Here is a 17,707-nt window from a genome sequence, read left to right as displayed (position 1 = left end):
TGTCTCGAGACCCCGCAGACCATGCATTTGGGCCGAGGAGGCTCGAGCCGTGCCCACGGAAAGCGTCCGCCGAGAGCGGATCGCAATATCAACAACGGACATTAACAAAGCTTATTTCTTAAATAACATAAAGAATCCAATAATGATTAAAAGAATTGGCCAAAATTGTTCAATCATATTGAAGACAACATCTAACCAGCCGAGCCATGAAGGCATAGCGAACGCAGATAAAGCTAAAAACGAAATCACAATAAAAGTAATACCGATAATCGTGCCTTGTCGCTTTTTCTGTGCTCGCAAAATAAATGCAATACCAATAATTAACGTGTACATTCCCCAGTGATCAATCCAATTAACTTGATGCTGTAACAAATGAAAATGAACACCTAAACCAAACAAAATGATCCCAGGTAATATATTGTCATGTTGATTATTACCGTATGCACTAAATAAAAACGCAACACCTAAGATCACTAAAATAGAAGGCCAATTGCCAAATTGTGATAAAATAGGTATATCATATTGCTGAATGAGGAAATATAAACCGAAACCAATTAAAGTAATAGCTAAAAATGACTGCGATTGTTTCAAGATATTAGTCTCCTTCATAGTTAAATTGCTTGAAGCATCATGTCGAATGTGATAGTCTACAAATAGTTATTAATAATAATTCTAAAGAAATAATAGAACAAACTTTCATAAATTGTTCATCTGCTTTTAGTTTAATTGATATGAGCAGTTGTTACAATGTATTTAGACGTGGAGAAATGAATCAAGGGGTGACATACATGCATTTTCTTGTATTGACAATGAATTATCGAACAGCCCCAATTAACATAAGGGAAAACTTAACTTTTCCTGATGATCAACTCAGTGAAGCCATGCATCAGCTAAATGAACAAAAAAGCATTTTAGAGAACGTCATTGTATCAACATGTAATCGTACAGAATTATACGTTGTTGCTGATCAGTTGCATACTGGTCGTTATTATGTGAAGAAGTTTTTAGCTGACTGGTTTTCAATGGATGTTGATTATATTGGTAATTTCATTGACATGAAAGAAGACAATGAGGCCATTGAACACCTATTTAAGGTAGCTGCGGGCTTAGATTCAATGGTATTAGGGGAAACACAAATATTAGGACAAATCAAAACAGCATTCAAACGTGCGCAACAAGAAGATGCGTCTGGTTTGATGTTTAATCAATTGTTTAAACAAGCTATTACTAATGCTAAACAAGCTCATAAAGAAACAGGCATTGGACAAAATGCTGTTTCAATTAGTTATGCTGCTGTCGAACTTTCTAAGACGATTTTTGAAAATCTAAAAAATCAACATGTGGTTATTCTAGGTGCCGGTAAAATGGGCGAGTTAGCTGTTCAGAACCTATATGGTTCAGGTGTTAAAGACATTACAGTTGTTAATCGTACTGTTGAGAAGGCTGAAGAAGTAGCAGCTAAATTCTCTGGACAAGCTCGTTCAATGGATGAATTGGACACGGTTCTAAAAGATGCTGATATTATGATTACTTCAGTAGGAACAGATGATTATATATTAAATAAAGATTTTCTGAAACCTATGTTGAAGTCACGTCATGGTAAACCGTTATTTATGGTTGATATTGCTGTTCCACGGAATCTTGATCCTGATATTGAAGAATTGGATGACATTTTCCTATACGATATCGATGATTTACAAGGTATTGTTGATTATAATTTATCTGAACGCCAAGAAGCGGCAGAAGAAATTCATCAAATGATTGAATCCGAAATGAATGAATTTAATGAATGGATCAAAACATTAGGTGTTGTACCAATTATTTCAGCGTTACGTGAAAAAGCATTAACTATTCAACAAGACACGATGGCATCAATTGAACGTAAAATGCCTGATTTAACAGCACGAGAGAAAAAAGTGTTAAATAAACATACGAAAAGTATTGTCAACCAAATGCTTAAAGAGCCGATCTTACAAGCGAAAGAGATGGCTGGTGAAGAACACGCTGATGATATGTTGAAATTATTCGTTCGTGTGTTTGGCATTGAAGAGGAAGTTGAACAAGAGATTAAAACACAGAGTAACAAGCACCAAAGCCACAAATCAGTCAATCAATCACTTCCTATTGCACAATTTGTTAAGGCAATGCAATAGATGAGAGAGGGGTTCTCTCATGGCAATCTTAGAACAAATTAGATTATATGAAATCATTGTCTTATTATACGGGTTAAGCTTAACGTTGTATTTCTATGATTTTGTTGAACGGAACCGGAAGGCGAATCGTTTCGCCTTCTGGTTACTTTTATTCGTCTGGATTTTACAAACAGGTCTTTTATTTAGCAATATATACTCAAATGGATTTATAGCCATGTTTAATGGTGTTGAGGGTTTATATTTCTATGCTTGGTTAATATTGTTAGTATCGATTGTTGTAAATTATTTCTTCAAAGTCGATTTAGTTGTTTTTATTGTTAATTTAATCGGCTTTTCATTAATGGTTTTATCAATTTTAAATATAGCTTCAAGTGACGCAACTGCCGCGACAGATTACATTATCAGCGAGATTCTCGTTTCCCATATCGTATTAGCTTTTGTTGCGTATACGCTTTATACATTATCATTCGCGTTCGCTACGCTGTATTTAATTCAGTTTTACCTGTTAAAAAGAAAAAGATGGCGTTCATTGGTTAAACGAATTGGAAATTTAGCTCAACTTGAAAAGATATCTTTTCTATTAACAGTTTTTGCAACGCCGTTGTTGTTAATATCCCTCATTTTAGGTGTGTTATGGGCATACACGGCAGATGATTTGTTTTATTGGATGGATGCTAAAACAGTTGGGTCATTTGTTGTCATAGGCATTTATTCAATAATTCTATATATAAGAGTTAGACATAAATTAATCGGGAAAAAGATAGCAAAATGGAATGTTTTCGCGTTCTTATTTTTATTTTGTAATTATTTAATTTTATCAATGTTGTCTAACTTCCATGGTTTATAAATTAGGAGGCTATCAAGTGCGCAATATTATCATTGGTTCAAGACGAAGTAATTTAGCAATCACTCAAACAGAATGGGTGATCGATCAATTAAACAAAGTATCAAATGACTACAGTTTCGAAATTAAGAGAATCGTCACGAAAGGTGATCAAATCTTAGATGTGACACTATCAAAAGTCGGCGGAAAGGCTTTGTTCGTCAAAGAAATTGAACAAGCTATGTATAATCATGAGATCGATATGGCTGTTCATAGCATGAAAGATGTTCCTTCAGAAGTACCAGAAGGTTTAATGATTGGCTGTATACCTGATCGGGAAGACCACCGTGATGCATTTATTTCAGAAAATCATGTTATGTTAGATGATTTAAAAGAAGGTGCATTAATTGGAACAAGTAGTTTACGTCGTGGTGCACAATTACAAGCTTACCGACCAGACTTAAGAGTTCAATGGATTCGTGGTAATATTGAAACGCGTTTACGTAAATTGCAAGAAGAAGACTTTGATGCGATTATCTTAGCGGCTGCAGGCTTGAAACGAATGGGCTGGTCCACTGATCTTGTCACTGAATTCTTAGAGCCTGATGTATGCTTGCCTGCAGTAGGCCAAGGTGCATTAGCACTAGAGTGCCGTGAAGATGATGAAGATCTGCGCCAATTGATTAGTCAAATTAATAATGACTATACATCGAGAACCGTATCTGCTGAACGCCAATTCTTAAATCTATTAGAAGGAAGTTGTTCCGTTCCTATTGGTGCATATGCTGTTTTAGAAGGAGACGACGTCGTGTTACAAGCACTGGTAGCATCTTCTGATGGTAAAACAGTATTAAAAGAAACAGTTAGAGAGCAAGACCCAATCGAAGCAGGACGTAAAGCCGCAGAACTTCTCATTGAGCAAGGCGCTAGAGAACTTGTAGAACAAGCGAAGCGGGAGCTTGAAGAGTAGTGACAGTCGGTAATCATAAGCAGCAAGTCCTGTTATCTCGTTCTCTAGAGCATGCCTCTTCATTCCTGACACTTCATGAATCCGGCGATTTCTATGTAGAAGGGGTGCCTTTAATTACGTTTGATTATGTTGAGCCTGTGAATTCGGTATCAACTGAAGAACAAATTAAGGAGCATGATTGGCTTGTTATAACTAGTCATAATGGAATTTACTATTTCTTTGAGTGGCTTCAACAAATGAATATTTCTTCCCAAATTCTGAATACCTTACGAATTGTGACTGTTGGTGAGAAAACAAGACAAACATTAGCCTCTTATGGATTTGAAGTAGATTTTATTCCTGATGTTTATGATGCTGATTCACTGGTCCATGAATTAATTCACACTTATAAGGCCCAATATCCTTTATTAATAAAAGGAACTAAATCAAGAGCAGTTATTGATGAAGCTTTAAGTCACGATCATATTCCTTTCCGCTCGTTGGTTGTTTATAAAACAGTGACTAATTGGTCGGAGCAAGAGCGTATACAATGCTTAATGGAAACAACAACATTCGACGCTTTTGTATTCACATCGCCTTCTACTATAGATGCCTTTTTGGACATGGTAGGTCCATTACAGGGGAATTGGACCTCTACACCTTGTTTCGCCATTGGAAAAACGACTGCTAATTATGCAGAGACAGTCGGCTTTGAACGAGTTAAACTACCAAATACTTATACTTTAGAAGGACTTGCGGAAGCTATTCAATACTTTTTTAAGGAGTGATAACATGACTGAATTACAATTTGATCGCCATCGTCGCTTACGTCAAACATCAGCATTTCGCGATCTCGTCCGTGAAACACATTTACATACAGATGACCTCATTTATCCACTCTTCGTTCTAGAAGAACAGGGGAAGAAGAATGAGGTTCCATCTATGCCAGGCGTTTATCAAGTTTCGATTGATCGTCTAGATGAAGAAATTGAAGAAATCGTATCGTTAGGGATTAAATCTATCATTTTATTTGGAGTGCCTAATCATAAAGATCACGTTGGAACTGAGGCTTATAATGATGAAGGTGTTATCCAAATGGCAACAAAGCGGATTAAATCAATTGCTCCTCATTTAGTTGTCATGGCAGACACTTGTTTATGTCAATTTACTGATCATGGTCATTGTGGTGTGATCCATGATGAATACGTCGATAATGATGCTACTTTACCATTACTCGTTAAGGCTGCTGTATCACAAGCAAAAGCAGGGGCAGATGTGATTGCGCCTTCGAATATGATGGACGGCTTTGTAACAGCGATTCGTCATGGATTGGATGAAGCGGGTTATACGAATGTTCCGATTATGTCTTATGCCGTCAAGTATGCTTCAGCCTTTTACGGACCTTTCCGCGACGCAGCTCATAGTTCTCCACAATTCGGTGATCGTAAGACGTACCAAATGGATCCAGCCAATCGCTTAGAAGCTCATCGTGAAGCTCAATCTGATGTTGAGCAAGGAGCTGATTTATTAATTGTTAAACCAGCTCTTAGTTACTTGGATATTATGCGTGATTTGAAGGATCGTTATGACCAACCGATTGTCGCCTATAATGTAAGTGGTGAATATTCGTTAATTAAAGCAGCTGCACAAAATGGATGGGTGAATGAACAAGAAATCGTTCTTGAAAAAATCACCTCAATGAAACGTGCTGGAGCTGACTTAATTATGACGTACTTTGCAAAAGATATTGCTAAATGGTTGAATGAATAGAAGGAGGGTTCATAATGACAAATCGATCAAAACAATTATTTGATGAAGCAGTCGAATTAATGCCAGGTGGCGTTAATTCACCAGTTCGCGCATTTAATTCAGTGAATGTTGACCCAATCTATATGGAAGAAGGTCAAGGGTCAAAAATTACTGACATTGAAGGAAATGAGTACATTGATTATGTGCTTAGCTGGGGCCCTTTAATTGTTGGACATGCCCATGAACAAGTGATGGAAACGTTACAGCATGTGATGAAAAAAGGGACGAGCTTTGGTACGAACGTAGAGTATGAGAATAAATTAGCTAAACTGTTAATTGATCGCGTTCCATCGATTGAAATGGTACGTTTTGTGAATTCAGGTACGGAAGCAACAATGAGCGCTTTGCGTTTAGCGCGTGGGTTTACAAAGCGAAGCAAAATTTTGAAGTTCGAAGGTAACTACCACGGCCACGCTGATTCGCTCTTGATTAAAGCTGGCTCTGGTGTTGCCACGTTAGGATTACCTGATAGTCCCGGTGTTCCAGAGTCGATCGCGAAAAATACGATCACAGTTCCATACAATGATCAAGAAAGTGTGAAGTATGCATTTGAACATTACGGTGATGATATCGCAGCAGTGATTGTTGAGCCTGTATCCGGTAATATGGGTGTCGTGCCACCAGTCAATGACTTCTTACAGTATTTACGTGATATGACGAATGATTACGGTTCACTACTTATTTTTGATGAGGTCATGACAGGTTTTCGTGTCGGTTACAACTGTGCACAAGGTCATTTTAATGTGACGCCTGATTTAACCTGTCTTGCAAAAGTAATCGGTGGTGGATTACCAGTCGGAGCTTATGGTGGTCGTCGTGATATTATGGAAATGATCGCGCCAGCGGGTGACATTTATCAAGCTGGTACGTTATCAGGTAACCCATTAGCGATGGCAGCCGGTTATGCGACGTTAAGTGAATTAACACCAGAATCTTATGATGAGATGAACAAGAAAGCGGATCGATTAGTTGCTGGAATTGAAGAATCGGCTCAAACCAATGGAGTTCCACTTTGTGTCAATCGCGCTGGTTCAATGTTAGGCTTCTTTTTCACTAATGAAAATGTCGTTGACTTCGATTCAGCTAAGACATCTGATTTAGAATGGTTTGCTGAATATTATCGTCATATGATTGAACAAGGTATTTTCTTGCCCCCTTCTCAATTTGAAGGCATGTTCTTATCAACTGTACACACGGATGAGGACATCGAGAAAACGATTCAGGCAATCCAGTATGCTTTTAAACATTACAAAAAATAATTTATCATAAGAAAATCATTTTAAATGACATTCCCGAATCGATTCGAACAAAATCGGTTCGGGAATTTTATATTTAACGATTATATGCCAATTCAAGTGAGGTTACCAGCTATTGTTTCAGAACAGTAGTTCGATATATAATAGATTTGAAGACTTCGCATCATCCCCAGATTCCTACTTCACCATGCTTCAACCAACCATTTCTAAAGCATTTATTTCAGTTAACTTATGAATAATTTAAATTAGAAGGAGTTTTGTTTATACGATGGGACATGACATATATGGTGTTAATCAATCACAACAACAAATCGCATATGCACGTTTTCACATGTTTAATGATTCTGCACACGACCTATATCAATTATTAGACGCAAAAGAGTGTGACGGAGGTGTCAGTGGCATAGGAGCTAAGAAAACATTCTCGAAACAACAAATTGAGCAAGCATTATCTCAACTTCAAAAGCGACTTGACCGTTTCAATCATCAGTCCATTGACTTAGATGATCAACAAATAAAAAGGTTTTTAACGGATTGTTTAGAAACGGCAGAAGAAGAAGGACAAGTTGATGTTTGTTTTGCTTAGCGCAAGTTAATTAATTCATTGATTGTGCTTATCGTTTAGATAATTTAAGAGAACGATTAATGAACAAACAGGATTCCTTGATGTGAAGTCTTCAATCTTACATATTGAAAATATTTATAAAGATTAACCCCTTAAAGCGCATAGTTTGTTTTCCAAACTAATACGTATTAAGTAATGGATGATTAAGTAGAGGGGGAAAACAATGAGTTCATTAGAAGGTGTACCTTATCAATTTGATGTGCAAGAACATATTATGTTTCGCCAAGATGAAGAAATTGAAGACTTGTATAGCATTGCAATTGACCCAGATGTGAATGTGATCCATCAGCAATCAACGATGCAAATCAGAGGCGTATTAATCGTGCATGGTGATTATTTAGCACGAGAAGTAGAACAGGAAGAAACGATTATGGTGGATGAAGACCAACAAAGTGTTCAGCAAGTTCGAGCGTTGGACAACGGATTTATGGAATTTCAGTACCCGATTCCAGTTGATATTTCAATTCCTTATGAACGGGTTAACAGTAACGAGGATGTAGATGTTATAGTTGATTACTTTGACTACGAAATCCCTGAACCTAAGACACTCAAGGTTTATACGACTATTCGTTTAGAGGGTACTCAAGTCATAGAAGCAAGTCGACAAGAGCAAGAAATCCCTAATGAACAAGAGTCAACGGATTTTGAATTAAAGCAATTTCCAGTAATAGAAGAAGATGATGACCAAACGCATAATGAGTCCGAAACAGTATCTGAAAAGCAAGATGATGAACAAGAAAGTGGTCGCGATATATGGCACAAAAAACAAACTACATCATTAAAGGAATTTGTTAATCAACCCAAACATAAAACAGATGAACCAAAGGAATATGATAAAAAGGCTGATCCTAAAGGTGAGAGTAAATCAGCAATAGAAGATGTAGATGGTGATTATGATGAAGATAAAAGTAATTATGAAGATCATTCATCACCAGTTAAAAAAGGTCTAGACTATCTATCTAAATTTTTCCGAGAAGATGACGAGCGTCAGCAAGTTAAGATGACTGTACGTTTTGTTCAAGCTGATGAAACATTAGCATCAATAGCAGCTTCATATGATATGTCCATTCATCAGTTAGAGCGTTTAAACAACATTGAATCATCTTTCGAATTAAAAGAGGGTGACGTGCTATTGGTTCCAAGCCGATCTCAATCGTCCCCTCATTAAATCCACTTTAAGTAAAAAGCAATAAATATACCAACGATAGCACCAGCTAGAAACACATCCAATGTGGTAGGAAATAATAATGTACGTATTAATTGAAAGATCATGATTGGTAAAATGCACCGTTCAATGGTGAAAATACATTTTCTAAGCCAAGGTGGTAAACGGTATCGATAAAATTGTGCCATTTCAACAATCCCTCCTAGATATAATTTATGCGGTCTTAAACAATTTCGTGTAAAAGTAATTGACTAATATAACGAAAATTGGGTACAATATAGACAAATTAAATCTCTGAATAAATACAAGTAAGAGAGGAGTACAGTGTTGTACCCGTTTTAGAGAAGGAAGCCTCGGCTGAAAGTTTCCTCGGCAATGCAATCTGGAAGGTCGCTCTGAAATTAATGTAGTTTCTTTGAAATGAAGTAGAAGAAACCGGGAATACCGTTAACTTACTTGAGTGTATGAGGAAACCCTCATAAATTAAGGTGGTACCGCGAAATCGGCGTAATAGCTTTTCGTCCTTTTATAAGGATGAAAAGCTTTTTTTATGGAGTTATTTAGTTTATAAGCTTTGTTAAAGTCCGTTGTTGATATTGTGATCCGCTATCGGTGGACGCTTTCCGCGGGCACGGCTCGAGCCTCCTCGGCCGAAGAGTATGGCCTGCGGGGTCTCGAGACACGTGCTGTTCCCGCAGGAGTCGCCACCTTCGCTACTCACAATTCAACAACTTAGTGCTACATCATTTGAACATCAACAATAAACTTTAACAGAGCCATTTTATTAAACTATACATATCGTGAATAAGGAGGATTTGGTAATGAGTGAAGGTCAAGAATTAAACATGGCACCAAAGTATAATCCGATAGAGGTGGAAAAAGATCGTTATCAGTATTGGGTTGATGGGAAATTTTTCGAAGCGAAAAATGATGAAACTAAAGAACCCTTTACAGTTGTTATTCCCCCTCCAAATGTTACGGGGCGGCTACATTTAGGCCATGCTTGGGATACAACACTACAAGATATCATTACGCGTTATAAGCGAATGCAAGGTTATGATGTCTTGTGGTTACCAGGGATGGACCATGCTGGTATTGCAACGCAGGCAAAAGTAGAAGGAAAACTTAAGGAAGAAGGTAAAACACGTCATGATTTAGGACGTGAAGGCTTTCTGCAACAATCTTGGGATTGGAAAGAAGAATATGCATCTTTTATCCGCTCTCAGTGGGAGAAATTGGGCTTAGGTGTCGATTATTCACGCGAACGTTTTACGTTAGATGAACGTTTGTCTAATGCCGTTCGTGAAGTATTTGTTTCATTATACGAGCAAGATTTGATTTACCGCGGGCAATATATCATTAATTGGGACCCAAGTACTCAAACTGCTCTATCAGACATTGAAGTTATATATAAAGAAGTTCAAGGTGCTTTTTATCATATGAAGTATCCACTTAAAGATGGTTCTGGTCATATAGAAGTGGCAACGACACGTCCTGAAACAATGTTAGGTGATACGGCTGTAGCGGTGCATCCTGAAGATGAGCGTTATAATCATTTAATTGGTCAAAAAGTGATATTACCGATTATCGGTCGTGAGATGGAAATTGTCGGAGATGAGTATGTCGATATGGAATTTGGTTCAGGTGCTGTTAAGATCACACCAGCTCATGACCCGAATGACTTTGAAATTGGTGAGCGTCATCATTTAGAGCGTGTTCTAGTGATGCATGAAGACGGAACAATGAACGAAAACGCAGCTCAGTATGATGGCATGGACCGTTTTGAATGCCGTAAGCAAATTGTGAAAGATTTACAAGAGCAAGGTGTTTTGTTTGATATAGAAGAGCATGTCCATCAAGTTGGTCATTCTGAACGTAGTAATGCTGTTGTTGAACCTTATTTATCAACTCAGTGGTTTGTTAATATGAAACCTCTTGCTGATCAGGCCATTGAGCTTCAGGAGACAGAGGATAAAGTTGATTTTGTACCTGATCGCTTTGAAAAAACGTATCTGCATTGGATGGAGAATATTCGTGATTGGTGTATTTCCCGTCAATTATGGTGGGGCCACCGTATTCCAGCTTGGTATCATAAGGAAACAGGCGAATTATATGTAGGTCGTGAAGAACCAAGCGACAAAGAGAATTGGGTTCAAGATGAGGATGTGTTAGATACATGGTTTTCATCAGCACTATGGCCATTTTCTACTATGGGCTGGCCAGATGAAGATAGTTATGACTTAAATCGTTATTTCCCAACAGATGTACTGGTAACGGGTTATGACATTATTTTCTTCTGGGTTTCAAGAATGATTTTCCAAACGAAACATTTCATGGACCGTCGACCTTTCAAAGACGTACTGATCCACGGCTTAGTTCGTGATGCAGAAGGACGTAAAATGAGTAAGTCATTAGGTAATGGTGTTGATCCAATGGATGTGATTGATCAGTATGGGGCTGACTCACTTCGTTATTTCTTAGCGACTGGCTCATCACCAGGTCAGGATTTACGTTTCCACTGGGAAAAAGTTGAATCGACGTGGAACTTTGCGAATAAGATTTGGAATGCTTCTCGATTTGTCATTATGAATTTAGATAATTTCCAATACGAAGATATTGATCTATCGGGTGAGAAATCAGTTGCAGATGAATGGATTTTAACGCGCTTAAACGAAACGATTGAACAAGTGACACATAATATCGATCGATATGATTTCGGTGAAGCGGGTCGTCATCTTTACAACTTCATTTGGGATGAATTCTGTGATTGGTATATTGAAATGGCGAAATTACCACTATATGGTGATGATGAGAAAGCTAAAATAACTACGAAATCTGTGTTGGTTAAGACCCTAGATGACATTTTACGTATGCTTCATCCGTTCATGCCGTTTATCACAGAAGAGATTTATCAACACATCCCACACGAAGGAGAATCCATTACAGTTAAAGCGTGGCCACAAGTTGATTCAACTTATAATAATCAGCAATCACGTGTAGAAATGGAGCGCCTTGTTTCAATTATTCGTTCGGTTCGAAATGTTCGTGCTGAAGTTGATACGCCAATGTCCAAAGAAATAAAAATTGCAATCAAAGCACAGTCTGAAGATATCGTTAAGGAGCTTGAACGAAATCAGATTTATTTAGAACGTTTCTGTAATCCTGAAGAATTAACGATTAAAACTGACTTAGAAGTACCTGAACAAGCAAAAAGTGCCGTCGTTACAGGTGCTGAGATTTACTTTCCACTTGAAGGTTTAATTGATATTGATGAAGAAATCAATCGCTTAAAAGATGAACTTAACAAATGGAATAGTGAAGTTGAACGTGTTCAGAAAAAATTAGCGAATGAGAGCTTTATTAATAAAGCACCTGAAGAAGTTGTCCAAGAAGAGCGCGATAAAGAAAAGGACTACTTAGAAAAACAAAAAGCTGTTGAAGCACGTATCGCAGAATTAGAGAATGTGCGATAAAATGAGAAATGAGTTGCTATTCTTATAACAGAATAGCAACTCATTTTTACATATCAAAAAATGAAATAGGTGACGAACAATGGAAGTAACTGAAGCGATTGCTTGGATTCATAAACAATTGCCGTTTGGGATTAAACCAGGACTAAAAAGAATCAATATGATACTCGATAAACTAGGAAATCCTCAGCATCAAATAAAAACGATTCATGTAGCAGGAACGAATGGCAAAGGATCGACCACTTCTTTTCTAAGCCACATATTACGTGAAGACGGTTATGATGTAGGGACTTTTACATCACCTTATATTGAGACATTTAATGAGAGAATTAGTCTTAATCATCAGCCAATTAGCGATAGCGATCTAGTGCATTTGGTTGAGCGAATTAAACCGCTATGCGAACAAATTGCAACGACAGAAGTAGGGCACCCAACTGAATTTGAAATAATCACAGCTATGGCCTATTTATATTTCAAAGAAAAAGAAGTTGACTATGCAGTTGTTGAAGTAGGTTTAGGTGGTCGATTAGATTCAACGAATGTCATTACCCCGATTCTTTCAATTATTACGTCGATTGGATATGACCATATCGATATATTAGGAAATAATTTAGCTGATATAGCTTATGAAAAAGCGGGTATTATTAAGTCGAATACTCCTATTATTACAGGCGTTTCACAACAAGAAGCAATTCAAGTGATTGATCAAAAAGCACAAACAAACCATGCTGATGTACTTAAGTTAGGCCATGATTTTCATGCAGAAGCGAAAGTAACGGAGCATCTAGTAGATGTTTTTGATTTTGCTAATAACTCTATTTCCCTAAAGGATTTAAAGATCCAATTATTAGGCTCTCATCAAATTAATAATGCATCTGTTGCAATTGAAGCGTACTTACAATTACTAGAGATTGAAAATAGACCTCTAGATTCTGATGTCATACGCTCGGGATTGAAAAAAACTCAATGGTCGGGACGTTTTGAGGTCGTTCGACATAATCCTGATGTTATATTAGATGGTGCTCATAATGTTGAAGCTATTCAATCATTGATTGATACGATTAAACAAAAATATGATAAAAGTAATGTTTATATTTTATGCTCTTTCCTAAAAACAAAACCAGTTGAACAAATGATGTCATTATTTTCAGAACATTTTTCACAAATTCATATTACAACATTTGACTTTAAGAATAATTATGAGTATTATGAACTAAAAGAAAAGTATGAAAATGGAAATATAATCATAAAAGAAGACTGGAAAACGGCTTATAACCAGTTGATAAATCAAATGAAACCATCTGATGCTTTAGTCATTACAGGGTCGTTATATTTTGTATCTGAGGTTAAACGTACAATGTTTTAATAGTAAGGTCGAGATCAGGGTTAAAGGAGCCTACATATGTCTGATAAGAAAAATATTAGTATTTGGCTGGTTTGGTTAGTAATTTTTCCACCATCTATGATTTACCTTTATTTTAGTATTGAGCCGAATTTCACTGGTTATTGGATTGACATTATTGCTTTTGCGATTGTTATGTGTGCTGTGGCTGTTTTTCCAATTCAAGTCGGTTCAATTACGATCTTCTTTATAAATGGTGTTAGTTTTGCGGTGTTTTTATATTTTGGTCTGTTTGCTGAAATAATCCTAACTCAGTTGGCATTAATTGCCCTATTTATAAAGATTCGTTTAAAGAAGACAGAGTTTTACCGAATAGCGACAAATTCAACGATGTTATTTTTGACGTCCATATTTGCCGCAGTGGTATATTATGCATTGGGAGGAACTCATGGCGTTCTAACGTTAAATACGATGGATCAAATCATACCATTAGTAGGCTACATAATTGGGTCTATTGCAGTAAATCAAATTTTGTTAGCGCTAATTGATGTTTATGTGAAAGGGAACAAGTTCAAGGGAGTTCCTAAATCATTATTAATCGACAGTGCCGTAACAGCTATGATTTTCCCGATAGGTTTGATTTTGTATATTCTTTATTTACAAATAGGTCTAGCAGCCATACTCATTGTCGGATTTCCAGCTATTCTATTATCAGTAGTCATTTCGACTCACCATAAAGGAAGACGTATTAATCGCTATTTACACGACACGAGTAATATTGGTCACGAACTTTCTAAGAAGTTGAATGTTAAAGATGTATTAGATACCTTTGTGGCCAAAGTGCATGAATTAATACCTATGTCTTACATCTATGTATATGACATTACGAATTCATCGCGCTCCATGAACATGATTCGTTATGTCAGTGATGATGAATCCAAACAATTAGAAGATATTTCTTTAGAATATGGAGAAGGTTTTGCTGGCATGATTTATCAAGATAAATCTCCTCATATGTTAGTAAAACGTAGTCAGATCGATAAGATATCTAATTTAGAAATACCTGATGAAGTTAATAGTGTAGTAGGCGTTCCAATCTTAAGAAATAATTTAACGGTTGGTGTTCTAGTGATTGCATCTAAGCGCAAACACGCTTATGAGAAATATCATCTCATGTTGTTAGAAATCTTAGGTAACTTCCTATCAGTAGCAATCGAAAATGCGCGTCATTACCAATCAGAAAAGAACAAAAGCCAACGTGATCGTCTGACAGGCTTATATAATTATCGATATTTTACTGAGCATTTAGAAAGTTACGCACTAGACTTAGAAGAAAAAGAATTATCGGAAAAACTATCTGTTATTCTATTTGACCTTGATTCATTCAAAAAATTAAATGATACTTATGGTCATGAAGCAGGTAATGAAGTGTTAACTGAGCTGGCACAGCGTATTGAAGCATTCGTAGGTAAACAAGGGCTCGTCGCGAGATATGGGGGAGAAGAATTTACTGTTCTAATCAAAGGATACAACCATGATGAAGCAGTTATATTTGCGGAATCGATTCGTTCTATGATCTCCTTAGAGTCTTTTAATGTCAGAAGTCATATGCTTAAACAGGACGACCCAATTGACCTTAATGTTACGGCTAGTGTGGGTGTCGCAACTTATCCAGATCACTGCGAATCACCAGATGAACTAATAAGACAAGCAGATCGTTCAATGTATGTTGGCGCAAAACGTAATGGAAAGAATTGTGTCGCATCTGCTGAACAAGCCATATAAAATGAACTGATTAAATGAACTAAAATGGTTCGTTTAATCAGTTTTTTTATTGTCCGAAATTGACGAAGCAGTTTGACAAATAGTGTGTATTTTTTCGTTAATAGTGTGCTAGGCTTGTCTTAACTTTAGTGAAGGTGGTTGGCTTATGGAAGAACGAAAAAAAGTTAAAGTAGCGATTCAACAACAAAATAAGCAATCTGAAAAAAACCCTTATGAAAAAGTGTTAACACCGAAGTCAAAGAAGAAAACTATATCAAAACTATCTCTATGGACCGTTTTGAAATCTGCTTTTTTTGCTTTAATTGTAGGTGCAGTATTTGGTATCGGTATGCTTATCTTTTTAGATATTTCTAATCCAGCTACAACTCAAACTCAAGAAGATCCAACGCCCGTAACAGCAGATGACGAAGACTCAACTGAAAATAATTCTGATGGCGAATCTATTCAGTATAGTGGTGGTAGCTATGAAGTCTTTCAACTCGGGGTGTTTAGTACAGAGGAAAATGCGAGTGCTTTTCAGACATCATTAAATAACATACCATCAGTTGTGGTTCCAAATGAAGACCAATTTTATTTATTAACAGGCATACTTCATGAATCTGTAGACGAATCCGTTATAGAGTCGCATTTACAATCAAAAGGTTTGGATAAAAATGATGGCTATTATTTGACATCCTGGAGCTTTGAAGAAAAAACGGTTTCAGCTAATGAGGACAACGAAACGTGGTTAGATGAAGGTCGTTCGCTGTTAGACGTTTCTGATTTAAATGGAGAGTGGGAAGAAGAATTAACAAGTTGGCTCGGTAACTATCCGCAATCTATGGAAGACCATCAATACGTCAATGAGCTTATTAACTTAACAACAAGAGAGACTGATGGTGATTCTAACGCTTTGCTAAATCGAGCAACAATGTATTTAACATTGAATTTATTATTTGAATCAATTTAATAGAAAAACGATTATCTTGGATTATTTGTTTTGTGATGACATGTTTACCTATTGAAACCCTTATCAGCGCCATAGATAATAGACTTTTCCCTTTTTGTTTCTTAAGCGAAGTTTCATTATAATAAAGCTAACTTAAGAACTGAAAGGGGTTTTCCAATGAGCAATCATTCTATCTTAATCCGAGATGTACCAGAAAGTGAGCGGCCGCGAGAGCGTCTGATGGAAGTGGGGGCAACTGCCTTATCTAATCAGGAGTTAATCGCCATTTTGCTAGGGAGTGGGTCGAAAGGTTTCTCTTCTTTATCACTCGCAACGAATGTATTAAAGCATTTTGAAGGTATTTCATTATTAAGAGATGCAACGATAAATGAACTGACTACGATTACAGGAATCGGAAATGCGAAAGCGATTCAGTTAATGGCAGCGCTTGAACTAGGGAAGCGTATTCAAACTTACAAAGCACGTGATCAATACGTGGTCAAGAGCCCTGAAGATGGGGCTAATTTCTTGATGGAAGACTTTAGAGGATTGCATCAAGAGCATTTTGTTGCGCTTTATCTGAATACCAAAAATCAAATCATTCATAGGCAAACGATTTTTATTGGGAGCCTGAATTCTTCAATCGTCCATCCAAGAGAAGTGTTCAAAGAAGCCATTAAACGTTCCGCTGCGTCTGTTATTTGTGCCCACAATCATCCTTCTGGTGACCCCTCTCCATCTAATGAAGATATCCAAGTCACACGCCGATTATATGAATCTGGAAAAGTGATTGGGATCGAGTTATTAGATCACTTAGTTATAGGCGATCAAAAATTTATTTCCTTAAAAGAAAAAGGGTACTTGTAATGGTTTTACCCCAGTCCATTAGCCTTATATTGCAATTTCAACAACTCTTTAACTATCTCATTAGGGTGATATAACGTATAATATAAATACTTACTTTTTTAGCACATAGTAACTATTCATTTCAAACAAAAATTTGAAAATTATGAATAAATATCAAACGTTAGTCCGAAGATAAAAATCCAAACTATACCTATTATAGTAATCTTAAAGATGAAATAGAATATACTTTTTTTAGATGGAGTGATAATTAAATCCATTATGTTGATGACTAATAGCGGAACAAAGCCAAGGTAAAACAGTAAATTTGATTCAGCAAATATTGAAATCAACACAAGTACCATACTTATACTATCTACAATCTTAGAAATTGATTCGTATTTAATGATTCACACCCCCTAATTCAAATTATTTTTAAGACATGTTACTATTGTAACAAAAATACAAAAATTCAAAAATCAATCCTCATCTTATAACTTAGATTTCAAATTTAATAAACTCTAGTGACCAAAAAGTGACCAATAAATGATATTTCACT

15 protein-coding genes and 1 other annotated feature are annotated in these 17,707 nt (G+C 36.5%); of the genes, 13 read left to right on the top strand and 2 right to left on the bottom strand.

The features are described from left to right. Positions 1-111 precede the first annotated feature (111 nt). Positions 112-591 carry a LiaI-LiaF-like domain-containing protein gene (locus ACKXGF_RS09830; RefSeq protein WP_411953567.1) on the bottom strand — a complete coding sequence of 160 codons (480 nt, stop codon included), beginning with the start codon at positions 589-591 and terminating at the stop codon, positions 112-114. Between the two features lie 197 nt (positions 592-788). Between ACKXGF_RS09830 and hemA the strand changes: the two genes are divergently transcribed. The 8 genes from hemA (at position 789) to ACKXGF_RS09790 (ending at position 8,783) form a co-directional block, all read left to right on the top strand. Then, positions 789-2,153 (top strand): glutamyl-tRNA reductase, encoded by a 1,365-nt coding sequence (gene hemA, locus ACKXGF_RS09825; protein WP_411953566.1) that lies wholly within the window; start codon positions 789-791, stop codon positions 2,151-2,153. Positions 2,154-2,172: 19 nt separating this feature from the next. Further along, the gene (locus tag ACKXGF_RS09820) at positions 2,173-3,000 is read left to right on the top strand and encodes an inner membrane protein YpjD (RefSeq protein WP_411953565.1); all 828 of its coding nucleotides are present in this window, start codon (positions 2,173-2,175) and stop codon (positions 2,998-3,000) included. Between the two features lie 16 nt (positions 3,001-3,016). Further along, complete coding sequence (gene hemC / locus ACKXGF_RS09815) at positions 3,017-3,946, top strand: hydroxymethylbilane synthase (RefSeq protein WP_411953564.1); 930 nt, start codon at positions 3,017-3,019, stop codon at positions 3,944-3,946. Further along, positions 3,946-4,713 (top strand): uroporphyrinogen-III synthase, encoded by a 768-nt coding sequence (locus ACKXGF_RS09810; protein WP_411953563.1) that lies wholly within the window; start codon positions 3,946-3,948, stop codon positions 4,711-4,713. Before hemC ends, ACKXGF_RS09810 begins: the two co-directional genes overlap by 1 nt. Positions 4,714-4,717: 4 nt before the next feature. Beyond that, entirely contained in the window at positions 4,718-5,695 is a 978-nt protein-coding gene (hemB, locus tag ACKXGF_RS09805; RefSeq protein ID WP_411953562.1) for a porphobilinogen synthase, read from the top strand. A 14-nt stretch (positions 5,696-5,709) separates the two neighbouring features. Next, entirely contained in the window at positions 5,710-6,993 is a 1,284-nt protein-coding gene (hemL, locus tag ACKXGF_RS09800) for a glutamate-1-semialdehyde 2,1-aminomutase (protein WP_411953561.1), read from the top strand. A 265-nt stretch (positions 6,994-7,258) separates the two neighbouring features. Next, a complete protein-coding gene (locus tag ACKXGF_RS09795) occupies positions 7,259-7,576 on the top strand; it encodes a hypothetical protein (protein ID WP_411953560.1) in 318 nt (105 codons plus the stop codon). Between the two features lie 202 nt (positions 7,577-7,778). Beyond that, positions 7,779-8,783, top strand: coding sequence for a LysM peptidoglycan-binding domain-containing protein (locus tag ACKXGF_RS09790; protein WP_411953559.1), 1,005 nt, complete (start codon positions 7,779-7,781; stop codon positions 8,781-8,783). Here ACKXGF_RS09790 and ACKXGF_RS09785 read toward each other — a convergent pair. Continuing rightward, positions 8,780-8,968, bottom strand: a complete 189-nt coding sequence (locus ACKXGF_RS09785; protein ID WP_167260907.1) for a hypothetical protein — start codon at positions 8,966-8,968, stop codon at positions 8,780-8,782. The genes ACKXGF_RS09790 and ACKXGF_RS09785 overlap by 4 nt on opposite strands. Positions 8,969-9,078: 110 nt before the next feature. Next, positions 9,079-9,309 (top strand) — a binding site (T-box leader). 292 nt (positions 9,310-9,601) lie between these two features. Between ACKXGF_RS09785 and ACKXGF_RS09780 the strand changes: the two genes are divergently transcribed. The 5 genes from ACKXGF_RS09780 to radC all read left to right on the top strand — a co-directional run bounded on the left by ACKXGF_RS09780 (position 9,602) and on the right by radC (position 17,172). Beyond that, positions 9,602-12,253, top strand: a complete 2,652-nt coding sequence (locus ACKXGF_RS09780; RefSeq protein WP_411953558.1) for a valine--tRNA ligase — start codon at positions 9,602-9,604, stop codon at positions 12,251-12,253. A 79-nt stretch (positions 12,254-12,332) separates the two neighbouring features. Continuing rightward, the gene (locus ACKXGF_RS09775) at positions 12,333-13,616 is read left to right on the top strand and encodes a bifunctional folylpolyglutamate synthase/dihydrofolate synthase (protein WP_411953557.1); all 1,284 of its coding nucleotides are present in this window, start codon (positions 12,333-12,335) and stop codon (positions 13,614-13,616) included. A 36-nt stretch (positions 13,617-13,652) separates the two neighbouring features. Beyond that, the gene (locus ACKXGF_RS09770; protein ID WP_411953556.1) at positions 13,653-15,377 is read left to right on the top strand and encodes a sensor domain-containing diguanylate cyclase; all 1,725 of its coding nucleotides are present in this window, start codon (positions 13,653-13,655) and stop codon (positions 15,375-15,377) included. Between the two features lie 145 nt (positions 15,378-15,522). Then, positions 15,523-16,326, top strand: a complete 804-nt coding sequence (locus ACKXGF_RS09765; protein ID WP_411953555.1) for a hypothetical protein — start codon at positions 15,523-15,525, stop codon at positions 16,324-16,326. Between the two features lie 156 nt (positions 16,327-16,482). Next, complete coding sequence (gene radC, locus ACKXGF_RS09760) at positions 16,483-17,172, top strand: RadC family protein (RefSeq protein WP_411953554.1); 690 nt, start codon at positions 16,483-16,485, stop codon at positions 17,170-17,172. Positions 17,173-17,707: the final 535 nt, after the last annotated feature.

The organism is Alkalibacillus sp. S2W (genome assembly GCF_046764385.1).
Taxonomy (GTDB): Bacteria; Bacillota; Bacilli; order Bacillales; family Alkalibacillaceae; genus Alkalibacillus; species Alkalibacillus almallahensis.
Note: the sequence above shows the minus strand (reverse complement) of the source record. Positions and strands in the feature narration are given on the sequence as shown.

Coding starts and splice junctions, on each gene's coding strand:
- hemA (WP_411953566.1), top strand. CDS start 789: ATGCATTTTCTTGTATTGACAATGAATTATCGAACAGCCCCAATTAAC.
- ACKXGF_RS09820 (WP_411953565.1), top strand. CDS start 2,173: ATGGCAATCTTAGAACAAATTAGATTATATGAAATCATTGTCTTATTA.
- hemB (WP_411953562.1), top strand. CDS start 4,718: ATGACTGAATTACAATTTGATCGCCATCGTCGCTTACGTCAAACATCA.
- hemL (WP_411953561.1), top strand. CDS start 5,710: ATGACAAATCGATCAAAACAATTATTTGATGAAGCAGTCGAATTAATG.
- ACKXGF_RS09795 (WP_411953560.1), top strand. CDS start 7,259: ATGGGACATGACATATATGGTGTTAATCAATCACAACAACAAATCGCA.
- ACKXGF_RS09790 (WP_411953559.1), top strand. CDS start 7,779: ATGAGTTCATTAGAAGGTGTACCTTATCAATTTGATGTGCAAGAACAT.
- ACKXGF_RS09785 (WP_167260907.1), bottom strand. CDS start 8,968: ATGGCACAATTTTATCGATACCGTTTACCACCTTGGCTTAGAAAATGT.
- ACKXGF_RS09780 (WP_411953558.1), top strand. CDS start 9,602: ATGAGTGAAGGTCAAGAATTAAACATGGCACCAAAGTATAATCCGATA.
- ACKXGF_RS09775 (WP_411953557.1), top strand. CDS start 12,333: ATGGAAGTAACTGAAGCGATTGCTTGGATTCATAAACAATTGCCGTTT.
- ACKXGF_RS09770 (WP_411953556.1), top strand. CDS start 13,653: ATGTCTGATAAGAAAAATATTAGTATTTGGCTGGTTTGGTTAGTAATT.
- ACKXGF_RS09765 (WP_411953555.1), top strand. CDS start 15,523: ATGGAAGAACGAAAAAAAGTTAAAGTAGCGATTCAACAACAAAATAAG.
- radC (WP_411953554.1), top strand. CDS start 16,483: ATGAGCAATCATTCTATCTTAATCCGAGATGTACCAGAAAGTGAGCGG.